Below are 21024 nucleotides of genomic sequence, written 5' to 3'. Positions count from 1 at the left end.
ACACCTGCATGATCTACGACTACTGCATCATCGGCGGCGGCATCGTCGGCCTCGCCACCGCCATGGCGCTGCTGGAACGCCAACCGGGCGCCTCGCTGCTGATCCTGGAAAAGGAAGGCAGCCTGGCCAGGCACCAGACCGGTCATAACAGTGGCGTGATCCACGCCGGCATCTACTACGCCCCCGGCAGCCTCAAGGCCGACCTGTGCAAGCGCGGCGCCCAGGCCACCAAGGACTTCTGCAGTGAGCACAAGATCAAGTTCGATGTCTGCGGCAAGCTGCTGGTGGCTTCCACCCCGCTGGAAGTCCAACGCATGCACGCCCTGTACGAGCGCTCGCAGCAGAACGGCCTGAAGGTCGAACAGCTCGATGCCCGGGAACTGCAACGTCGCGAGCCGAACATCGTCGGCCTGGGCGGGCTGTTCCTCGATGCCACCGGCATCGTCGACTACAAGCAGGTCTGCGAGGCGATGGCCCGGGTCATCCAGCGCGCCGGCGGCGAGGTGCAACTGTCGACCACGGTGCGCGCCATCGTCGAGAGCGGCGACAAGGTCACCATCAGCAGCGACGACAAGGTCTGGAACGCCCGCCAGCTGGTGGCCTGCGCCGGCCTGCAGTCCGATCGCCTGGCGGCCCTGGCCGGGGTCAAGATCGACCACCAGATCATCCCGTTCCGCGGCGAGTACTTCCGCTTGCCGGCGAGCAAGAACGACATCGTCAACCACCTGATCTACCCGATCCCCGATCCCGAACTGCCGTTCCTCGGCGTGCACCTGACGCGGATGATCGACGGCAGCGTCACCGTCGGCCCGAACGCCGTGCTGGGTCTGGGCCGGGAGAACTACAGGAAGTTCTCGATCAACTGGCGCGATGTCGCCGAATACGCACGCTTCCCCGGTTTCTGGAAAACCATCTGGAACAACCTCGGTTCCGGCACCACCGAAATGAAGAACTCGCTGTTCAAGCGCGGCTACCTGGAGCAATGCCGCAAGTACTGCCCGTCGCTGAACGTCGAGGACCTGCTGCCCTACGAGGCCGGTATTCGCGCCCAGGCGGTGATGCGCGACGGCACCCTGGTGCACGACTTCCTGTTCGCCGAGACGCCGCGCATGGTGCATGTCTGCAATGCACCGTCGCCGGCCGCCACCTCGGCCATTCCGATCGGCCAGATGATCGCCGACAGGATCCTCAAGACCCGCTGACCCCTGCTGCACCCCCATAACTACAAAGACAACAAGGAAACCTCCGATGTCGGTACATGAGGCGGCCGCGGCCGCGACAGAAACCCCGGAACAGAAAAAAAAGCGCCTGCGCAAGGTCGCGGCGGCCACCATCTTCGGCTCGATGCTGGAGTGGTATGACTTCTACCTGTACGCCACCATGGCGGCGATCGTCTTCTCGAAGATCTTCTTCGATGCCAGCAACCCGGCCGTGGCCTCGCTGCTCGCCTTCTCGACCTTCGCCATCGGCTTCATTGCCCGGCCGTTCGGCGGCGTGCTGTTCGGCTACCTGGGCGACCGCTTCGGGCGCAAGCAGGTGCTGGTCATCACCTTCTGCATGATGGGCGTGTGCACCACCCTGATCGGCCTGATCCCGAGCTATGCCTCGATCGGCATCTGGGCGCCGATCATCCTGGTGCTGGTGCGCATCATCCAGGGCCTGGGTGCGGGTGCCGAGCTGTCCGGTGCGGCGGTCACCTCCTACGAGCACGCCAGCGAAGGCAAGCGTGGCAGCCAGGGCGCCTGGCCGGCGCTGGGCCTGAACCTGGGCCTGCTACTGTCGTCGCTGACCGTTTACCTGCTGACCATGAACGGCAACGAGTTCCTCCTGGCCGGCGGCTGGCGCATCCCGTTCATCTGCAGCATCGTGCTGGTCGGCGTCGGCCTGTGGGTGCGCAAGAGCATTCCCGAGACCCCGGACTTCAAGGAGCTCGACAAGACCCCGGCCAAGGCCCAGGTCTCGCCGCTCAAGCTGCTGTTCAAGAACGACCTCAAGGGCCTGGCCGTGGTGTTCTTCGTGGCCATCGGCTACAACGCCCTGAGCTACATCTTCAAGACCTTCTCCCTGGCCTACCTGACCCAGTACAAAGGCGTCGAAGCCCACGTCACCTCGCTGTCGGTGACCATTGCCAGCCTGGTGGCGATCTTCACCGTGCCGTTCTTCGGCTGGCTGTGCGACAAGTGGAGCAGCAAGACCGTGCTGATGCTCGGCGGCCTGTTCTCGGTGCTGTTCGCCTTCCCGTTCCTGACCCTGCTCAACACCGGCGAGCCGATGATGATCTACCTGGCCATCGGTATCGGCACCGGCATCCTGGCGCCGATGATGTTCGCGCCCCAGGGCTCGTTCCTCAGCCGCCAGTTCCCGACCCAGACCCGTTCCTCGGGCTTCGGCACCGGTCGCGAGATCGGCACCGCGGTGGCCGGCGGCCTGGCGCCGCTGGGTGGCCTGGCCCTGGTGGCCAGCTCGGCGACCCACTCCACCGACGGCGTGGCGATCATTCTTGCGGTCTCGGCGGTGCTGGTGGTGGTCTTTGCCCTGTGCGACCAGGGTCGCAAGCACTCCAGCTTCAAGAACTGAGACATCTCCCTCCATCCGCGTAGCTTCAGCCTACGCGGATTACCGAACTTTCCAGCCTGCGTAACCGGGCATATTTCCACTACAGTTGCTGTGAACAACACAGCAACGTGTGGCTGGCGTATCGACGCATTTCCGGCTTCACCTGAACCGAGACCTGCGCCGATGGTGTCCATCTATCAACTCAAGCCAGCCTTCCAGAATCTCCTGCGCCCCTTGGTCAGGCACCTGCACGCGCGTGGCATCACGGCCAACCAGGTCACCCTGCTGGCCGGTGCCTGCTCCGTGCTGCTGGGCGGTGTCATTGCCTTGTTCGCCGAGCATGCGTGGCTGTTCGGCCTGATTCCCCTGTGGATGATCCTGCGCATGGCGCTCAACGCCATCGACGGCATGCTCGCCCGGGAATTCGGCCAGCAATCGCACCTGGGCGCCTACCTCAACGAACTCTGCGACATCGTGGCCGACAGCGCCCTGATCCTGCCGTTCGCCCTGATTCCCGGCGTCAGCCCGTTCGCCGTGGTGCTGGTCGCGCTGCTCGCGGTGTTCAGCGAGTACACCGGCGTGCTGGGGCCAATGATCGGTGCCTCGCGGCGCTACGACGGACCGATGGGCAAGAGCGATCGTGCCTTCGTGCTCGGCGCCCTGGCCCTGGTCATCGCCCCGGGCTGGCTCGGCCCCGCCTGGATCAACGGCGTGTTTGCGGCGATGGCCGTACTGCTGGTGTACACCCTGGTCAACCGGGTGCGCCAGGGGTTGAGAGAAGCCACGGAAAACGCTCCATCAGCATAGGGAAGTTGCAATGCGCCAAGCCCAGGATCAGACCTTCACCACCCACGACGGCGTAGACCTGTTCTACCGCCACTGGCCCGCGACCGACGCCACACCCGGTGAGCCACGCAAGGCCGTGCTGCTGTTTCATCGCGGCCACGAGCACTCCGGGCGCATTGCCCACCTGGTGGATGAGCTGGACCTGGCCGGGGTCGACTTCTTCGCCTGGGACGCCCGTGGCCACGGCCAGTCACCGGGTGCGCGCGGCGACAGCCCGAGCTTCGCCACCAGCGCCCGCGACGTGCAGACCTTCTGCGAGCACCTGGCGGCCAGCCACGGCATCGACGAAGAGAATATCGCCGTGGTGGCACAAAGCGTGGGCGCGGTGATCGTCGCCACCTGGGTCCACGACTACGCCCCGCGCATCCGCTCGCTGGTGCTCGCCTCCCCGGCCTTCAAGGTCAAGCTCTACGTGCCCTTCGCCCGACCGGGCCTTGCCCTGATGCGCAAGGTGCGCGGCAACTTTTTCGTCAACAGCTACGTCAAGGCGCGTTTCCTCAGCCATGACCCGCAGCGGGTGGCGTCCTATGACCAGGACCCGTTGATCACCAAAAGCATTTCGGTGACGGTGCTGCTGGGGCTCTATGAAGCCGCCGAACGCGTGGTCGCCGATGCCCAGGCCATCCAGGTGCCGACCCAGTTGCTGATCTCCGGCGCCGACTTCGTGGTGCACCGCAAGCCCCAGGAGCAATTCTTCGAACGCCTGGGCAGCGTGCACAAGGAAAAGCACATCCTGCCGGGCTTCTTCCACGACACCCTGGGGGAACAGCACCGGGCACCGGCGGTTGCCAGCATGCGCCGCTTCATCCTGCACAACTTTGCCCGGCCCCTGGACCGCCCCTCCCTGCTCGATGCCGATCGCCTGGGCGCCACCTGCGCCGAGGCCGAATCCCTGGCCAGGCCGCTACCGCGCAATTCCCTGCGCGACCTGTACTGGCGCCTGACCCGGGCGAGCCTGGGCCTGGGCAGCAGGCTGTCAGCGGGCGTCAAGCTGGGCTTTGCCAGCGGTTTCGACTCGGGCAGCACCCTGGATTACGTGTACCGCAACCAGGCGACCGGGCTGTCGCCGATCGGCCGGATGATCGACCGCAACTACCTCGACTCCATCGGCTGGCGTGGCATCCGCCAGCGCAAGCTGCACCTCGAAGAGCTGCTGCGCCTGGCCATGGGCTGGCTGCGCGAGCAACAACGCGAAGTGCGTATCGTCGATATCGCTGCCGGCCATGGCCGCTACATCCTCGAAGCCATGCAGGGCGTGACCCCGCTGCCGGAATCGATCCTGCTGCGCGACTACAGCGACATCAACGTCCGCGATGGCAATGCGTTGATCAACGACAAGGGGCTGGCCGGCATCGCCCGCTTCGTCAAAGGCAACGCCTTCGATCGCCAGAGCCTGGCAACCTTGACGCCCAGGCCGACCCTGGCGGTGGTGTCCGGCCTGTATGAGCTGTTCGCCGACAATCGAATGGTCGCCGATTCCCTGGCCGGGCTGGCCGACGCCGTGGAACCGGGCGGTTTCCTGATCTACACCGGACAACCCTGGCACCCGCAGCTGGAGCTGATCGCCCGCGCCCTCACCAGTCACCGTGACGGCCAGGCCTGGGTCATGCGCCGGCGCAGCCAGGCCGAGATGGATCAACTGGTACAGGCGGCGGGCTTTGGAAAAATCACCCAGCGGGTGGATGAGTGGGGGATCTTCAGCGTGTCGGTTGCACAACGGGTGCAATGATGAACAGCACGACCCTTGCCGCCACCCGCGAACCCGGGCTGCTGAAACCCGCGGTGCTCTGGCTGTTGCTGCTGGCGCCGGTGTTCTTCGGCACCTATGGCTTCGCCACCTGGGTCACCGCGCAACGGGCTGATGTCGGCGCCGTGGTCTTCGGCTGGGAAGCGCACATGCCGTTCTGGCCCTGGACCATCGTGCCCTACTGGTCCATAGACCTGCTGTATGGCCTCTCCCTGCTGCTGCCACGCAGCCGCGAAGCCCTCAAGCGCCATGCCCTGCGCCTGCTCAGCGCGCAGGTGATCGCCGTCAGTTGCTTCCTGCTCTGGCCACTGCGCTTCACCTTCGAGCGGCCGGAAATCGATGGCCTGTTCGGCTGGCTGTTCGCCGTGCTGGCCGGTTTCGACAAACCCTTCAACCAGGCGCCCTCGCTGCACATTGCCCTGCTGGTGATCCTGTGGGTGTGCTATGCCCAGCACAGCCGGGGGCCTTGGCGCTGGCTGGTGCATGGCTGGTTCAGCGTGATCGGTATTTCCGTGCTGACCACTTACCAGCATCACTTCATCGACGTGCCCACGGGCGCCCTGGCGGGCTGGCTATGCGTCTGGCTGTGGCCGCTGGAAGGCCCCGCCATGCTGCAACAGCTGCGCCCGGCAAGGGATCGCAAACGCTGGCGCCTGGCGTGCTGCTACGCACTCGGCGCCACCCTGTTCACCCTTGCAGCCTTCACCCTCAAGGGTGGCTGGCTGTGGCTGATCTGGCCGGCGGTAGCCTTGCTGCTGGTGGCCTTGAACTATGCGCTGTTCGATGCCGCAGGGTTCCAGAAAGGCGCCGATGGCCGGTTGAGCAGCGCTGCCCTCTGGCTATTGGCGCCCTATCTGCTGTCCGCCTGGATCAACTCACGCCTGTGGACCCGCCAGCGCCCGCAACCTGATGAGGTTGTGGATAACGTCTGGCTGGGACGTATCCCAGGCGCCACGGAGCTGGCGCACGCCCACTTCACCGCCGTCCTCGACCTGTGCGCCGAGCTGCCACTTCACACCTGCCGGATTGCCTACCGCAGTGTGCCCGTGCTCGACCTGATCGCCCCGACCACCCGCCAATGCCTGGCGCTGGCCCAGGCGCTGGAAAACCTGCGTCACCAGGGCCCCTTGCTGGTCTGCTGCGCCCTGGGCTATTCGCGCAGTGCCACGGCAGTGGCCGCCTGGTTGCTGTACAGCGGTCGCGCCAAAAGCGTCGATGCCGCCGTCGCGATCATCCGCCGGGCGCGCCCGGGGATTGTCCTGCATGCCGCGCACCGCCTGGCCCTCGAGCCATTGGCGGGCAATCCGGGGACGGCCCATGAGCACTGACATGGAGCTGCATTGCGTCGCCAGCCTGTTGCGCCGCGGGCGCAGCCTGGACCAGTTGTCCACAGGGCTGACCCTGCTCGGGGTAGTGCTGGGCCTGGTCCCCTGCTGGCTAGGGGCATTCAACCCCTGGGCACTGACCGTGGCCTGCGCACTGCTCCTGCTTGGCCTTGCAGAAAAATACTGGGCGCTGCGGGTGGCTTTCGATGCCGACCTGTTCCAGCGGCTAGCGGACAGCCCATCAGCCCTGAACGAAAACACCCGAGCGCTGGACAACGCCCTCGCCGCCCTTGGCCTGCAGCCCGCCACCGGCACGCAACGCCCCTGGCGTGATCGCAGCCGTGGCGCCCTGAATCTGCTGCGCCGTCAGGCCCTGCTGCTGGCGGCGCAACTACTCTTGATCCTGGGATGCCTGCTGACGAGCCCTTGGTGGGCCATAACCGGATAAGGACGCACATGCTCGAACCCCTGGTCGCACACCTCATCACCTCGGCAGCACGCACCCTCACCGGCGCCCGCAGTTTATGGCTTGGCTGCGGCCCGGAGCCGGTGCAGCGAATCTACTTCGCCAATCACACCAGCCACGGTGATTTCGTGCTGCTCTGGGCCTCGTTGCCACCGCCGCTGCGCAAGACCACACGCCCGGTGGCCGGTGCCGACTACTGGCAGACCGGGGCGCTGCGCCGCTACGTCATCAACCAGGTATTCAATGGTGTGCTGATCGATCGCGAGCACCACGATCCACAGGCCAACCCCTTGCAGCCGATGCTCGAGGCCCTGGAGGCTGGCGACTCGCTGATTCTCTTCCCCGAAGGCACGCGCAACCAGGAAGACGGCGTGCAACCGTTCAAAAGCGGGCTCTACCACCTGGCGAAGGCCCACCCCCAGGTGCAACTGATCCCGGTGTGGATCGCCAACCTCAACCGGGTGATGCCCAAGGGCCGGGTGCTACCGCTGCCGCTGCTGTGCACCACCAGTTTCGGCGCAGCCCTTGCCCTGCAGGAAGATGAAAGCAAGGCGCAGTTTCTCGAACGCAGTCGCGCCGCGCTGCTGGCCCTGGCCCCGGAGCACAGCTGACATGGACAAGCAGACCCTGATGCTGTTCGCCGGGATCGGCGCGATCCTGGTGCTGGCCTCGCTGATCGGCTTCGTGCTGAAACGGCGCTGTGGCGGCGCGCCGAATGCCGTCATCGACAACCTCAACGCCCGCATCAACGCCTGGTGGGTGATGGTGCTGGTCATCGGCATTGCCTTCTGGCTGGGCAACGGCGCGGTGATCCTGCTGTTCTATGCCGTCTCGTTCTACGCCCTGCGGGAGTTCCTCAGCCTGATTCCGACCCGGCGCAGCGACTATCCGGCACTGGCAGCGGCGTTCTACCTGGCCCTGCCCCTGCAATACCTGCTGATCTACGCCGACTGGTACGGCCTGTTCTCGATCTTCATTCCGGTCTATGTCTTCTTGCTGCTGCCCATCCTCGCTTCCCTGGGCGGCGACAGCGCGCACTTTCTCGAACGCGCCTCGAAGGTCCAGTGGGGGCTGATGATCGCGGTGTACTGCGTGTCGTTCGTGCCAGCGCTGCTGACCCTCGACATCGCCGGCTTCGAAAACCGCAACCTGCTGCTGATCGCCTACCTGGTGATCGTCGTGCAGCTGTCCGATGTGTTGCAGTACGTTTGCGGCAAGCTGTTCGGCAAGCACAAGATTGCGCCCAACCTGTCGCCGTCGAAAACCATCGAAGGCTTCGTCGGCGGCCTGTTCCTGGCCTCGCTGATCGGTGCCGCGCTGTGGTGGATCACCCCGTTCAACCTCTGGCAGTCGTTTCTGATCGCCCTGTTGATCAACCTGCTGGGCTTTGCCGGTGGCATCGTGATGTCGGCGATCAAGCGTGACCGTGGGGTGAAGGACTGGGGGCACATGATCGAAGGGCATGGCGGCATGCTCGACCGGCTCGACTCGGTGTGTTTCGCCGCGCCGATCTTCTTTCACCTGGTGCGTTACTGGTGGACCTGAGATCGCTCGCGGGGCAAGCCCGCTCCTACAACCTGTAGGAGCGGGCTTGCCCCGCGATGCGCTGTCCAATTGCACAAAATTACCTGCCGCCATTAGTAGCCAGAGGCCCGGATGCATTAAAGTAACAGCCCCTGCCCGGGCCCCTCACGGAGATCGCCCGGGCTTTCTTCCAGGAACAGTCGACGATGGAACACCGTGAGGCGCTGATCGCGCTGCGCACTTTTCTTTCAACCCAGATCCTTGGCCAGGAAAAACTCGTCGAGCGCCTGCTCATCGTGCTGCTGGCCGACGGCCACATGCTGGTCGAAGGCGCGCCGGGGCTGGCCAAGACCAAGGCCATCAAGGAACTGGCCGAAGGGATCGAGGCGCAGTTCCATCGTATCCAGTTCACCCCCGACCTGCTCCCGGCCGACATCACCGGCACCGAGATCTATCGCCCGGAAACCGGTAGCTTCGTGTTCCAGCAGGGGCCGATCTTCCACAACCTGGTGCTGGCCGACGAAATCAACCGAGCGCCGGCCAAGGTCCAGTCGGCCCTGCTCGAAGCCATGGCCGAACGCCAGGTCAGCGTCGGGCGCAGCACCTACGAGCTGTCGCCGCTGTTCCTGGTGATGGCCACGCAGAACCCGATCGAGCAGGAAGGCACCTACCCATTGCCCGAAGCCCAGCTCGACCGCTTCCTCATGCACGTGAAGATCGGCTTCCCGGATGCCTCGGTGGAGCGGCGCATTCTCCAGCAGGCTCGTGGCGAGGCGCTGCATGGCGAGGCCAAGCCCGAGCGTCGGGTCAGCCAGCAGGCGATCTTCGCCGCGCGCAAGGAAATCCTCGGCCTGTACATGGCCGACGCCGTGGAGGAATACCTGGTGCAGTTGGTCATGGCCACACGCACCGCGGCCAAATTCGACCCGGAACTGGCCGACTGGATTGCCTACGGCGCCAGCCCCCGCGGCTCCATTGCCCTGGACCGTTGCGCCCGGGCCCATGCCTGGCTGGCCGGGCGCGACTTCGTCAGCCCTGAAGACATCCAGGCAGTACTCTTCGATGTATTGCGCCACCGCATCATCCTGTCCTTCGAAGCCGAGGCCGCCGGGATCGACCAGGACCGGGTGATCCAGCGCATCCTCGACGTCGTCGCCGTCGCCTGACGCCATGCCTGAACGTTTGCTGACCGCGCCCGGAATCCGTATCAGCCTCGCCGAGCTGATCGAGATGCGTCACCGCGTGCGCGAAGTGCAGCTGTTTTCCCGGCCCGGCCAGCGCAGCCCGCTGGTCGGCCTGCACCATTCGAAATTGCGCGGCCGTGGCGTGGACTTCGACCAGGTGCGGGTGTACCAGGCCGGCGACGATGTGCGCAACATCGACTGGCGGGTGACCGCCCGTACCCAGGAGCCTCATACCAAGCTCTTCCATGAGGAGCGCGAGCGGCCGATCTTCATCCTCGTCGAGCAGAGCCAACGGCTGTTCTTCGGCTCGGGGCTGATGTTCAAATCGGTGCTCGCCGCCCAGGCCGCCGCCCTGATCGGCTGGGCGGCCCTGGGCCACAACGACCGTATCGGCGGCCTGGTATTCGGTGACAACGAGCACTACGAAATCAAGCCGCGACGCAGCAAGCAGAGCCTGCTGCAACTGCTCAACCGCCTGGCCCGGGTCAACCAGTCGCTGCATACCGAGGCCCAGCCCCAGGCCGACAGCCTCGGCCTGGCCCTGCGCCGGGCCCGTGAAGTGCTGCGTCCGGGCAGCCTGGCCATCATCATCTGCGACGAGCGCGCCCTGAGCCCGGCCGTGGAGCAGCAACTGAGCCTGCTGTCGCGCCATTGCGACCTGCTCCTGCTGCCGCTGTCCGACCCGCTCGACCACGCCCTGCCCGCTGCCGGCCTGCTGCGCTTTGCCCAGCGCGGCGCGCAACTGGAGCTCGACACCCTCGACCCGACCCTGCGCCAGAGCTACCGTCAACAGAGCGATGCACGCATCGAGCGCTGGGAACTGCTGGCGCAAAAACTGCGGGTGGTGTTGATGCCCTTGAGCACCCAGAGCGAAATGATCGAACAACTGCGCGAGTACCTGAACACGCAACGACCGGGGAAAATCCAGTGAACTCGCTGGAGCAATTGCAGCCCTTGATCACCCCGCCACCGATCGGCTGGTGGCCGCTGGCACCCGGCTGGTGGGTGCTGCTGGCCCTGTTGCCGGTGCTCGGCTGGGGTCTGTGGCGAATGCGGCACTGGCGCCCAGGCAAGAAATCGATCGTGCGCGCCGAACTGCCCCTGGACCCGGTGCGCCTCGAGGCCCTGGCCGAACTTGCACGCCTGCACAAGCCCTACGACGGCGAGCCGGCCGGCGCCTGGCTGCAGCAGATCAACGCCCTGCTCAAGCGCCTGTGCCGCAACCATTACCCCGGCAGCCACAGCCATACCCTCAACGGTCGCCAGTGGCTGGCCTTTCTCGACAACCGCTGCCCGGCCGCCGGCCTGACCCGCTGGATGGTGCTGGTAGAAGGTGCCTACAAGCCCGAGTGCAAGCTCGACGACAAGGCCATCGCCGGGCTCAACCAGGCGGTCGAAACCTGGATTCGCAAACATGTTTGAACTGGCCTGGCCCTGGGTGTTCGTCCTGTTGCCGCTACCCTGGCTGGCGCGCCTGCTGCTGCCGGCCGCCGACAGTGGCGAGCCGGTGCTCAAGGTCAGCTTCCTCGACGAACTCGAAGGCCTGGCCGGGCGCCGGGCGCGCCTGAACCTGCCGACCTGGCGCCAGCAGGCGCCGTTCGCGCTGGTCTGGCTGTTGCTGCTGTTCGCTACCGCCCGCCCGCAATGGCTGGGCGAACCGCTGCCGGTGGCCGCCAGCGGCCGTGACCTGCTGGTGGCCGTGGATGTCTCCGGCTCCATGGACTTCCCCGACATGCAGTGGCAGGACGAAGAAGTCAGCCGCCTGAGCCTGGTCAAGGCCCTGCTCGGCGATTTCCTCGAGGCTCGCCAGGGCGACCGTGTCGGCCTGATCCTGTTCGGCAGCCAGGCCTACCTGCAGGCGCCGCTGACCTTTGACCGGCGCACCGTGCGCACCTACCTCGATGAAGCGCAGATCGGCATCGCCGGCAAGAACACCGCCATCGGCGACGCCATTGGCCTGGCGCTCAAGCGCCTGCGCCAGCGTCCGGCCCAGAGCCGGGTGCTGGTGCTGGTGACCGACGGCGCCAACAACGGCGGGCAGATCCACCCGCTGACCGCTGCACGCCTGGCCGCCCAGGAAAATGTACGGATCTACACCATCGGCATTGGTGCCGACCCGGAACAAACCGGCACCGCCGGCCTGCTGGGGCTCAACCCGAGCCTGGACCTGGACGAAGCCTCGCTCAAGGAGATCGCCGAACAGACCGGCGGCGCCTATTTCCGTGCCCGTGACGGCGAGGAACTGCGCGCTATCGATCAGGCCCTCGACCGCCTGGAGCCGGTGGCCCAGCAACCGACCCAGGCGCGCACCGCCCAGGCCCTGTACAGCTGGCCCCTGGCCCTGGCGCTGCTGTTGAGCGTGCTGCTGGTGATCCAGGAACAGTGGCCGGACAACCCGTTGCGCCGCCTGCTGCGCCGGCCGAGCTTTCTCACCCCCCATCCGGACTGGCGCGAGCGGCTCAAGCGCCTGCGCCTGAGGAGACGTCGATGATCGACCTCTGGCCGCAATGGCTGCGCCCGGTCTGGCTGATCGTCCTGCCGCCGCTGGCCTGGCTGTTGTGGAAACTCTGGCACCGGCAGAAACGCGCCGGGCGCTGGCAGATGATCCTGCCACCGAGCTTTCACGCCGTGCTGCTGGGCGGCGGCAGTGGCCGCAACAGCAAACTGCCGTGGATCGCCCTGGGCCTGGCCTGGCTGCTCACCGTGCTGGCCCTGCTCGGGCCCAGCTGGCAGCGCCTGGAAGACACTCGTCAACGTCCGGCCGACCCGCTGGTGATCCTGCTCGAACTCACCCCGCAGATGCTCGCCGAGGACACCGCGCCCAACCGTCTGGAGCAGGCCCGGCGCAAGATCCTCGACCTGCTCGAACATCGCCGCGACAGCCAGACCGCGATCATCGTCTATGCCGGCAGCGCCCACACCCTGGTGCCACTGTCGGACGACCTGGCCACCAGCCGCAACCTGCTGGAAGCCCTGGCCCCGTCGATCATGCCGCAGCCCGGCCAACGCGCCGACCTGGCCGTGCGCAAGGGCCTGGCACTGCTGGCCCAGGCCGGGCTCGGCCAGGGCCGCTTGTTGCTGGTCGGTTCGTCCCTGAGCAACGAGGAGCGCGAGGGCATCAAGCAGGCCCTGGGACGCCAGGGGCCGAGCCTGCTGATGCTGGGCATCGGCAGTGCCGAGGGCGCACCGGTCAAGCAGGCCAATGGCGAATTCCTCAAGGATGACCAGGGCGGCATTCTCCTGCCGCGCCTGGACAGCGCCAGCCTCAGGAGCTTCATCGGCAGCACCGGTGGCCGCTACCGCACTGCCCGCATCGACGACCTGGACCTGCGCGGCCTGCGCCTGTTCGACTTGCCCAGGAGCCTGCGCGAGGATGGCCAGGCGGTGCAACTGGACAGCTGGGCCGACGAGGGTTACTGGTTGCTGCTGCCGCTGTTGCTGCTGGCCGCCTGCGCCGGCCGGCGTGGCTGGCTGTTCTGCCTGCCGCTGTTATTGGTATTGCCGCAACCGGGCCAGGCCTTCGAACTCGATGACTTGTGGCTGCGTCCCGATCAACAGGGCCAGCGCCTGCTCGAACGGCAGCTGCCCGCCGAAGCCGCACAGCGCTTCCAGGACCGCCAGTGGAAAGCCATCGCCCTGTACCAGGCCGGTGACTACAATGGCGCCGCACGCCTGTTCGCCCAGGGCAACAGCGCTGCCGACCACTACAATCGCGGCAATGCCCTGGCCCGCAGCGGTGAGCTGGAAGCGGCGCTGGATGCCTACGAACAAGCCCTGGAGCGCCAGCCGGAGCTGCAACCGGCACTCGCCAACAAAGCGCTGGTCGAACAACTGCTGCAACAACGCCAGGCCGAGCAAGCCGAGCAGGCGGCCCAGGACAACCCGCAGAACAACCCCGAGACCCAGACCGACAGCACCAGCAGCGCCGAGCAGGCCCAGCAACAGGCCAGCGAGAAGCCCGCGCAGCCCGCCAGCGATAGCGACAAGGACGACAACAACGCCAGTGAACAGGCCCAGCAACTGGCGGGCAATGACGATGACGAATCGATCACCCACCCGCCCCAACGCCCGGTTGAAAGCACCCTGGATGCCGAACAGCGCCAGGCGCTGGAACAATGGCTGCGGCAGATCCCGGACAACCCGTCGGAACTGCTGCGGCGCAAATTCTGGTATGAACAGCAACAACATCAGGAAACCCGTCAATGAGTCGCTTCTGCGTCTTCGTCTTCAGCCTCCTTCTTTGCCTGCAGGTACAGGCCGCCGCGCTGCTCGCCAGTGTCGACCGCACCCGCCTGAATGCCGGTGAAACCCTGGAGCTGACCCTGCAGACCGAGGACGTGACCCAGTTCGGCAAACCGGACCTGAGCCCGCTTGAGGCCAGCTTCGAAGTGCAAGGAACGCGTCAGGTCAACAGCCTGAACACCCTGGGCGACCCGTCGGTCGCCGGCACCCGCTGGATCATTACCCTGCTGCCGCGCCAGAGCGGCACGGTGGAGATTCCGCCGCTGCAACTGGGCGAATCGCGCAGCGAGCCGATCAGCCTGCAGATCCTCGCCGAGCAAGCCGCCAGCGAGAACCATGGCCCGGTATTCATCGACGCCAGCCTCGACCAGCCCGAGGTCTATGTGCAGGCCCAGGCAGTGCTGACCCTGAGCATCTACCATTCGGTACCGCTGTACGACGACAGCAGCCTGAGCCCGCTGCAGATCGGCAACGCCAGGGTCGAACCGCTGGGCGAATCGCGGACCTTCGAGAAAGTGATCGATGGCGTGCGCCATGGCGTGATCGAAATGCGCTATGCGATCTACCCGCAGAACAGTGGCGACCTGACCATCCCGGCCCTGACCTTCAGCGCCACCGCCGCCCAGAACGACGCCGAGCAGGAGCTCAATGCCCCGCGGGTGGGCAAACAGGTACGGGTCAGCTCCACTGCGCTGGTGCTGACAGTCAACCCCATCCCGGCCGACTACCCGGCCAACGCGCCGTGGCTGCCGACCAGCAACCTGAGCCTGGAAGAACACTGGAGCCCCGATCCCGCCCAGCAACAAGTGCAGATCGGCGATTCCCTGACCCGCACCGTGGTGCTCCAGGCCGAGGGGCTGTCCAGCGCCCAGTTGCCGCCGTTGCCGGCCACCGAAGTCAACGGCCTGCGTCGCTATCCGGACCAGCCGCAACTGCGCAACCAAGTCAACGACCGAGGCCTGCTCGGTATCCGCGAGGAACGTGAAGCCCTGGTCCCGACCCACAGTGGCCGCCTCGAACTGCCCGCCCAGGAAGTCTTCTGGTGGAACACCCGCGAAGACCACCTGGAGCACAGCAGCCTGCCGGCGCGCAGCCTGCAGATCCAGGACAACCCGGCCCTGAGCGCCGACAAGCCGGTCAGCAGCGATGCACAGAATGTCGACACCCGTGCGCTCTGGCCCTGGCAACTGAGCACCCTGGTGCTGGCCCTGACCACCGTGCTGGGCTTCGCCCTGTGGTGGCGCGCCCGTTCGCAGCCGGCCGTGTTGCGTGCCGCTCAGGCCGGCCCGAGCCCGCGCACCCTGCTGGACGACCTCAAGCGCGCCTGCCAGGCCAACGATCCACAGGCCACCCGCCAGGCCCTGGACGCCTGGGCCCGCCAGCAACCGGAAACCCTGGCCGACATGGCCGCCCGCTTCGTGCCGTTGTCCGACGCACTGGACGGTCTCAACGGTGCCCTCTACAGCGAATCCGGGCAATATTGGCAGGGTGATGAACTCTGGCGTGCCATCGGCACCATCCCGGCGGCCGAACAGGTGCAGCCGAGCACCGGCGAAAACGGCAGCCTGCCACCGCTGTACCCCAAATAACCTTCAGGCGTGACGCCACGGGCGTTGCGCCGGCAATCTGCGGAACCCTTCATGCGTCTGTTTCATACCTCCGACTGGCACCTGGGACAAACCCTGCATGGCCAGGAACGCGACTTCGAACACGCCTGCTTCCTCGACTGGCTGCTCGGCCAGCTCAAGCTGCGCCAGCCCGACGCGCTGCTGATCGCCGGCGACATCTTCGACACGGTCAACCCGCCGGTCAAAGCCCAGGAGCGCCTCTACGACTTCATCGTCCAGGCCCACGAACAGCAACCCAAGCTGAACATCGTGATGATCGCCGGCAATCATGACTCCGGCTCGCGCATCGAGCTGCCGGCACCGCTGATGCGGCGCCTGCGCACCCACGCCCTGGGCCGGGTGCAATGGCTCGACGAAGGCGTGCTGGACAGCGAGCGCCTGCTGATCCCGCTGACCAACGCCCGCGGCAAGGTCAGCGCCTGGTGCCTGGCCCTGCCCTTCCTGCGCCCTGCAGAAGTGACCGGGCCGCACCTGGGCGACGATTACCTGCGCGGCATCGGCCAGGTGCACGAGCGCCTCATCGACGCCGCGCGCGAACGGCGCAAGCCGGGCCAGGCGCTGATCGCCGTCAGCCACGCGCACATGGCCGGTGGCTCGGTCTCGGAAGACTCCGAGCGCAGCCTGATCATCGGCAACGCCGAGGCCCTGCCCGCCAGCCTGTTCAGCAAGGACATCAGCTACGTGGCCCTGGGTCACCTGCACAAACCCCAGCGGGTCAATCGCGAAGAGCGTATCCGCTACAGCGGCTCGCCGATTCCGCTGTCGTTCTCGGAGATCGGCTACCCGCACCAGATCCTCGAAATCGAACTGGACGGCGCCAAGCTGGCCAGCGTCGAATCGCGCCTGGTGCCCCGCGCCGTGGCCCTGCAGCGCCTGGGCCCGGCACCGCTGGCCGAGATTCTCGAACAACTGGCCGACCTGCCGGTGGTCGACTTGCTCGAAGACCCCCAGCGCCAACCCTGGCTGGAAGTGCGGGTGCGCCTGGACGAGCCGCAGCCGGACCTGCGCCAGCAACTGGAAAGTGCCCTGCACGGCAAGGCCGTGCGCCTGGTGCGCATCGGCGCCGAATATGCGGGCAGTCGCAGCGATGAAGCGCTGGATGACAACGCCCTGGTCGAACTGGGCCAGATGACCCCGCAAGAGTTGTTCAGCCGCGCCTGGACCCAGGCCTATGGCAGTGCCGTGGATGAACAGACCCTGGCCGATTTCGCCCTGCTGTTGCAGGACGTCCAGCAGGAAGAGGAACAGCCATGAAGATTCTCGCCATCCGCCTGAAGAACCTGGCATCCCTGGCCGGCCCGTTCGAGATCGACTTCAGCGCCGAGCCCCTGGCCAGCGCCGGCCTGTTCGCCATCACCGGCCCCACCGGCGCGGGCAAGAGCACCCTGCTCGATGCCCTGTGCCTGGCGTTGTTCGGTGCAGTACCGCGGCTGAACAACATCGGCCGGGAAACCAAACTGCCGGAAGTCGACAGCGACATCCTCACCAGCGACCCGCGCACCCTGTTGCGCCGTGGCACCGGCAGTGGCTTTGCCGAGGTCGACTTCGTCGGCATCGATGGCCGCCGCTACCGGGCACGCTGGGAAACCAACCGCGCCCGCGACAAGGCCAACGGCAAACTGCAAGGCAGCCGCCAGAGCCTGCATGACCTGGACAGCGATCAACTGCTGAGCAACCAGAGCAAGGGCGAATACAAGCAACTGATCGAATCCCGGCTGGGCTTGAACTTCGAGCAGTTCACCCGCGCCGTGCTGCTGGCCCAGAGCGAATTCAGCGCCTTCCTCAAGGCCGATGACAAGGACCGCAGCGAGCTGCTGGAAAAGCTCACCAACACGGCAATCTACAGCCAACTGGGGCGCCGCGCCTACAGCAAGAGCAAGGAAGCCGAGGAAGCGCACAAGGCGCTGCAGGACCAGGCCGCCGGCGTCATGCCGCTGTCCACGGAGGCCCGCGCCGAACTCGACCAACGCTACAACCAGGCCCTGGAGCAGCTCAAGGCTGAACAGGCGCAAGTGCGCCAGCTGGAACTGCAACGCGCCTGGCTGACGGAGCTGCAACAGCTGCAGGCGCAAGTCCGCACCAGCAGCGAACAGCTGCACAGTGCCCGGCAGCACAGCGACAGCCTGCAGGGCGAGCGCCTGAACCTGGTGCGTCTGGAACAACTGGCGCCGCAGCGGCATCAATTCGCCCGCCAGCAGGCCTTGAGCAGCCAGCTCACGCCACTGGCCGCCAGCATCGCGGCCCAGCGCCAGCAGCATGAAGCCCTGCAGGCGCAGCAACAGCAGCTGCAGAGCGCACAACAGCAGGCCCAGCAAGCGCTGGCCGAGGCCCTCGGTCGCCAGAGCGAAAGCGTTCCCCTGCTGCGCCAGGCCTTCGCCGAGCAGAACAACCTGACGCGCCTGACTCAGGAGCTGGCCAGCTGCACATCGCTCAAGCAACAGGCGCAAGACGCCTGCAACGAAGGCCAGCAGCAACTGGCGAACCTCACTGAACAACAGCGCCTGACCCACGAGCGTCTGGGCCAGATCAGCGAGCAGCTCACCCAGAGTGCAGCGCTTGCTGGCCTGGGCGATGCCTGGAACATTCATCGCGACAACCTGCAAAAACTGATGCAGCTGGGCAACCGCCTCAATCAGGGCCGTGCCGAACTGCCGGTAATGCAGGAACGTGCCCGCCAGGCAAGCGCCGCCCTGGACGAACAACGCGCCACTATCGCCCTGCTCTACCACGAAGCCCAGGCCGAGCCCGACGCCCTGGCCGAACAGATCGGCCTGCTCGGCGAGCTGCTGCAGAACAATCGCCAGCAACAACGCCAGGTGGAAGAACTCAGCCGCCTCTGGCACCAGCACCAGGACCTGGAGCAACGCCTCACGGCCCTGCGCGAACGCCAGCAGACGGCGCTCAAGCAGCGCGAACAACTGATCAGCGAAGGGATGAACGGCAAGACCCAGCTGACGGCCGCCGAGCAGACCCTCACGGTCACCCGCCAACTGCTCGAACGCCAGCGTCTGGCCCGCAGCCAGAGTGTCGAAGAACTGCGCGCGCAACTGCAGGATGACCAGCCCTGCCCGGTCTGCGGCAGCCAGGAGCATCCCTATCATCAACCCGAAGCCTTGCTGCAGAGCCTGGGACGTCATGACCAGGACGAAGAGCGCAATGCCCAGGAGCAGGTCGATGCGCTGAAAAAACAGCTCGACGAACTGCGCACGCAACTGGGTGGCGTCAACGGCCAGATCAAGGAGTACCTGCATCAGCAGGAGCAACTGGGCGAGCAACTGCAGGGCCTTGCACCGAGCCTGCAGGCGCATCCGCTCTATCCGTCACTGGTCGGCCAGGACAACAGCCAGCAAGCCGGCTGGCTCGACCTCCAGGCACGGCGCCTCGGCGACGACATCAGCCGTGACGAACAGCGCCAGCAGGCCCTGCTGACCCTGCAAAAGGACGCCGCGCGCCTGCAGCAGCAACTGCAGGCCGCGATCGACGCCAGCCAGCAGGCCAACCAGCACCTGGGCCAGCAACAACAAGCCCTGGCCAGCGATGAAGAACGCCTGGAGCAAGACCTGGCAAGCTTCGCCAGCCTGCTGCCGGCCGACCTGCTCGACGACCTGCGACGCGAACCGGCCGCCACCTTCATGGGCCTGGACCAGCAACTGACCCAACGCACGGACCTGTTGCAACGGCACAAGGACGAACAGCTCGAACACAGCGAACGCCAGCAGACCCTGGACAAGGTCCAGCTACAGCAACAGGCACGGGTGCAAAAGCAGCATGAGTTGCAGCAGCAATTCGCCGACCTCGAGCGCCAGCAACAGCACAGCCAGGCCAGCCTCACCGGCCTGATCGGCGAGCACGCCGGCGCCGAGCAGTGGCAGCAGCACCTGGAGCAGGCCGTGGAACAGGCCCGCCAGGACGAAGCCCAGGCGGCCCGGCAGTTGCAGGACACCCAGGCGCAACTGATCGAACTGGCCACCGACCTCAAGGCCAAGGACGAGCGCTTGAACGCGCTTGAACAGGAACACGGCGAAGTGCGCGCGCAGATCGAACAGTGGCGTCAGGCTCACCCTGAGCTGGATGACAGCGGTCTTGAGCAGTTGCTGGCGCTGGACGACGATGCCGTCGCCCAGCTGCGCCAACGCCTGCTGGACAGCGAAAAAGCCCTGGAACAAGCACAGGTCCTGCTCAACGAACGCCAGCAGCGCCTGGACCAGCACCAGGCCCTGGCCACCCTTGAGCTGCCGGCCGACACGCTGGAGCAGGCGCTTGAGGCCCTACAAGGTCAACTCGCCAGCAGCGAGCAACAGTGCGCCGAACTGCGCGCCGAACAAGCCGATGACCAGCGCCGCCAGCAGGCCAACCAGGCCCTGGCCGAGCGAATTGCCCAGGCCTACGGCGAATGGCAGCGCTGGGCCCGCCTCAATGCGCTGATCGGCTCGGCCACCGGCGACACCTTCCGCAAGATCGCCCAGGGCTACAACCTCGACCTGCTGGTGCACCACGCCAATGCCCAGTTGCGCCAACTGGCCCGCCGCTATCGCCTCAAGCGCGGCGGCAGCCTGCTCGGCCTGCTGGTGCTGGACACCGAGATGGGCGACGAGCTGCGTTCGGTACATTCGCTGTCCGGCGGCGAGACTTTCCTGGTATCCCTGGCCCTGGCCCTGGGCCTGGCCTCCATGGCCTCGAGCACCCTGCGCATCGAGTCGCTGTTCATCGACGAAGGCTTCGGCAGCCTGGATCCTGAGTCGCTGCAACTGGCCATGGACGCCCTCGACGGCCTGCAGGCCCAGGGCCGCAAGGTGGCGGTGATTTCCCATGTGCAGGAAATGCACGAACGCATCCCGGTACAGATCCAGGTACGTCGTCAGGGCAACGGCCTGAGCAGCGTGGAGGTCAGCGGATGATTCTCTACTCGTTCCGCCGCTGCCCCTGGGCCATGCGCGCGCCTGGCCCTGCGCTATGCCGAGTGCCCCGTCGAGATCCAGGAGGTCAGCCTCAAGGCCAAGCCGGCCGAACTGCTGGCGCTCTCGCCCAAGGGCACGGTGCCGGTACTGAGTGCCGGCGACACCGTACTCGACGAAAGCCTGGACATCATGCGCTGGGCCCTGGACCGACATGATCCGCAAGACTGGCGGCTGCGTGCCGACCCGCTGGCGGCGCAGTCGGCCGATGCCCTGATCGCGCGCAATGATCGCGACTTCAAGACCCAGGTCAACCTGTACAAGTACGCCGAACGTTATCCGGAGTATTCACGGGAAACCTACCGCCAGCAGGCCGAACCCTGGCTGGCGGAACTGGAAATATTGCTGGCGCAGCACCGTTACCTGTTCGCCGATCACCCGAGCCTGGCCGACGCCGCCTTGCTGCCGTTGATGCGCCAGTTCGCCGGGGTCGAACCGCAATGGTTCGCCGAGGCGCCCTACCCGCAACTGCGTGCCTGGCTGCAGGGCTGGCTGGAGTCGGCGCTGTTCAAGGCGATCATGGCCCGGTGACAAGCGGGACCTGTGGCAAC

At 66.2% G+C, this 21024-nt stretch carries 16 protein-coding genes and 1 pseudogene; all 17 read left to right on the top strand.

All coding sequences use genetic code 11. The features are described from left to right. Positions 1-8 precede the first annotated feature (8 nt). The 17 genes and pseudogenes from lhgO to M2D63_RS08415 all read left to right on the top strand — a co-directional run bounded on the left by lhgO (position 9) and on the right by M2D63_RS08415 (position 21004). Complete coding sequence (gene lhgO / locus M2D63_RS08495; protein WP_285862419.1) at positions 9-1202, top strand: L-2-hydroxyglutarate oxidase; 1194 nt, start codon at positions 9-11, stop codon at positions 1200-1202. 46 nt (positions 1203-1248) lie between these two features. Then, positions 1249-2577: an MFS transporter gene (locus tag M2D63_RS08490; protein WP_285862418.1), complete on the top strand. Its 1329-nt coding sequence runs from the start codon at positions 1249-1251 to the stop codon at positions 2575-2577. A 162-nt stretch (positions 2578-2739) separates the two neighbouring features. Beyond that, entirely contained in the window at positions 2740-3363 is a 624-nt protein-coding gene (locus tag M2D63_RS08485) for a CDP-alcohol phosphatidyltransferase family protein (protein ID WP_285862417.1), read from the top strand. A 10-nt stretch (positions 3364-3373) separates the two neighbouring features. Beyond that, the gene (locus tag M2D63_RS08480) at positions 3374-5131 is read left to right on the top strand and encodes a bifunctional alpha/beta hydrolase/class I SAM-dependent methyltransferase (protein ID WP_285862416.1); all 1758 of its coding nucleotides are present in this window, start codon (positions 3374-3376) and stop codon (positions 5129-5131) included. Beyond that, on the top strand, positions 5128-6477 hold the full coding sequence (locus M2D63_RS08475; RefSeq protein WP_285862414.1) for a phosphatase PAP2/dual specificity phosphatase family protein: 1350 nt from the start codon (positions 5128-5130) through the stop codon (positions 6475-6477). Before M2D63_RS08480 ends, M2D63_RS08475 begins: the two co-directional genes overlap by 4 nt. Beyond that, complete coding sequence (locus M2D63_RS08470; protein ID WP_285862413.1) at positions 6467-6922, top strand: hypothetical protein; 456 nt, start codon at positions 6467-6469, stop codon at positions 6920-6922. The genes M2D63_RS08475 and M2D63_RS08470 overlap by 11 nt, the downstream gene beginning before the upstream one ends. 8 nt (positions 6923-6930) lie before the next feature. Beyond that, on the top strand, positions 6931-7551 hold the full coding sequence (locus M2D63_RS08465) for a 1-acyl-sn-glycerol-3-phosphate acyltransferase (RefSeq protein WP_285862412.1): 621 nt from the start codon (positions 6931-6933) through the stop codon (positions 7549-7551). A 1-nt stretch (position 7552) separates the two neighbouring features. Next, positions 7553-8485, top strand: a complete 933-nt coding sequence (locus tag M2D63_RS08460; RefSeq protein ID WP_285862411.1) for a phosphatidate cytidylyltransferase — start codon at positions 7553-7555, stop codon at positions 8483-8485. Positions 8486-8670: 185 nt separating this feature from the next. Continuing rightward, positions 8671-9630 (top strand): MoxR family ATPase, encoded by a 960-nt coding sequence (locus M2D63_RS08455; protein WP_285862410.1) that lies wholly within the window; start codon positions 8671-8673, stop codon positions 9628-9630. Between the two features lie 4 nt (positions 9631-9634). Further along, on the top strand, positions 9635-10579 hold the full coding sequence (locus tag M2D63_RS08450; RefSeq protein ID WP_285862409.1) for a DUF58 domain-containing protein: 945 nt from the start codon (positions 9635-9637) through the stop codon (positions 10577-10579). After that, positions 10576-11070, top strand: coding sequence for a DUF4381 domain-containing protein (locus tag M2D63_RS08445; protein ID WP_285862408.1), 495 nt, complete (start codon positions 10576-10578; stop codon positions 11068-11070). The genes M2D63_RS08450 and M2D63_RS08445 overlap by 4 nt, the downstream gene beginning before the upstream one ends. After that, on the top strand, positions 11063-12139 hold the full coding sequence (locus tag M2D63_RS08440; protein ID WP_285862407.1) for a VWA domain-containing protein: 1077 nt from the start codon (positions 11063-11065) through the stop codon (positions 12137-12139). Before M2D63_RS08445 ends, M2D63_RS08440 begins: the two co-directional genes overlap by 8 nt. Continuing rightward, positions 12136-13854, top strand: a complete 1719-nt coding sequence (locus M2D63_RS08435; RefSeq protein ID WP_285862406.1) for a VWA domain-containing protein — start codon at positions 12136-12138, stop codon at positions 13852-13854. Before M2D63_RS08440 ends, M2D63_RS08435 begins: the two co-directional genes overlap by 4 nt. Next, entirely contained in the window at positions 13851-15479 is a 1629-nt protein-coding gene (locus tag M2D63_RS08430) for a BatD family protein (RefSeq protein WP_285862405.1), read from the top strand. Before M2D63_RS08435 ends, M2D63_RS08430 begins: the two co-directional genes overlap by 4 nt. Before the next feature lie 51 nt (positions 15480-15530). Further along, positions 15531-16772 (top strand): exonuclease SbcCD subunit D C-terminal domain-containing protein, encoded by a 1242-nt coding sequence (locus M2D63_RS08425; RefSeq protein WP_285862404.1) that lies wholly within the window; start codon positions 15531-15533, stop codon positions 16770-16772. Then, complete coding sequence (locus M2D63_RS08420) at positions 16769-20416, top strand: AAA family ATPase (protein ID WP_285862403.1); 3648 nt, start codon at positions 16769-16771, stop codon at positions 20414-20416. The genes M2D63_RS08425 and M2D63_RS08420 overlap by 4 nt, the downstream gene beginning before the upstream one ends. Continuing rightward, positions 20413-21004: pseudogene (locus M2D63_RS08415) on the top strand (glutathione S-transferase). Before M2D63_RS08420 ends, M2D63_RS08415 begins: the two are co-directional and overlap by 4 nt. Positions 21005-21024 lie beyond the last annotated feature (20 nt).

The organism is Pseudomonas sp. BJa5, assembly GCF_030272875.2.
GTDB lineage: Bacteria > Pseudomonadota > Gammaproteobacteria > Pseudomonadales > Pseudomonadaceae > Aquipseudomonas.
Note: the sequence above shows the minus strand (reverse complement) of the source record. Positions and strands in the feature narration are given on the sequence as shown.

What these genes read in the sequence shown, in the direction of transcription:
- M2D63_RS08470 (WP_285862413.1), top strand. Translation starts at nt 6,467, where the DNA reads ATGAGCACTGACATGGAGCTGCATTGCGTCGCCAGCCTGTTGCGCCGC.
- M2D63_RS08455 (WP_285862410.1), top strand. Translation starts at nt 8,671, where the DNA reads ATGGAACACCGTGAGGCGCTGATCGCGCTGCGCACTTTTCTTTCAACC.
- M2D63_RS08440 (WP_285862407.1), top strand. Translation starts at nt 11,063, where the DNA reads ATGTTTGAACTGGCCTGGCCCTGGGTGTTCGTCCTGTTGCCGCTACCC.
- M2D63_RS08460 (WP_285862411.1), top strand. Translation starts at nt 7,553, where the DNA reads ATGGACAAGCAGACCCTGATGCTGTTCGCCGGGATCGGCGCGATCCTG.
- M2D63_RS08435 (WP_285862406.1), top strand. Translation starts at nt 12,136, where the DNA reads ATGATCGACCTCTGGCCGCAATGGCTGCGCCCGGTCTGGCTGATCGTC.
- M2D63_RS08420 (WP_285862403.1), top strand. Translation starts at nt 16,769, where the DNA reads ATGAAGATTCTCGCCATCCGCCTGAAGAACCTGGCATCCCTGGCCGGC.
- M2D63_RS08490 (WP_285862418.1), top strand. Translation starts at nt 1,249, where the DNA reads ATGTCGGTACATGAGGCGGCCGCGGCCGCGACAGAAACCCCGGAACAG.
- lhgO (WP_285862419.1), top strand. Translation starts at nt 9, where the DNA reads ATGATCTACGACTACTGCATCATCGGCGGCGGCATCGTCGGCCTCGCC.
- M2D63_RS08485 (WP_285862417.1), top strand. Translation starts at nt 2,740, where the DNA reads ATGGTGTCCATCTATCAACTCAAGCCAGCCTTCCAGAATCTCCTGCGC.
- M2D63_RS08480 (WP_285862416.1), top strand. Translation starts at nt 3,374, where the DNA reads ATGCGCCAAGCCCAGGATCAGACCTTCACCACCCACGACGGCGTAGAC.
- M2D63_RS08475 (WP_285862414.1), top strand. Translation starts at nt 5,128, where the DNA reads ATGATGAACAGCACGACCCTTGCCGCCACCCGCGAACCCGGGCTGCTG.
- M2D63_RS08425 (WP_285862404.1), top strand. Translation starts at nt 15,531, where the DNA reads ATGCGTCTGTTTCATACCTCCGACTGGCACCTGGGACAAACCCTGCAT.
- M2D63_RS08465 (WP_285862412.1), top strand. Translation starts at nt 6,931, where the DNA reads ATGCTCGAACCCCTGGTCGCACACCTCATCACCTCGGCAGCACGCACC.
- M2D63_RS08430 (WP_285862405.1), top strand. Translation starts at nt 13,851, where the DNA reads ATGAGTCGCTTCTGCGTCTTCGTCTTCAGCCTCCTTCTTTGCCTGCAG.
- M2D63_RS08450 (WP_285862409.1), top strand. Translation starts at nt 9,635, where the DNA reads ATGCCTGAACGTTTGCTGACCGCGCCCGGAATCCGTATCAGCCTCGCC.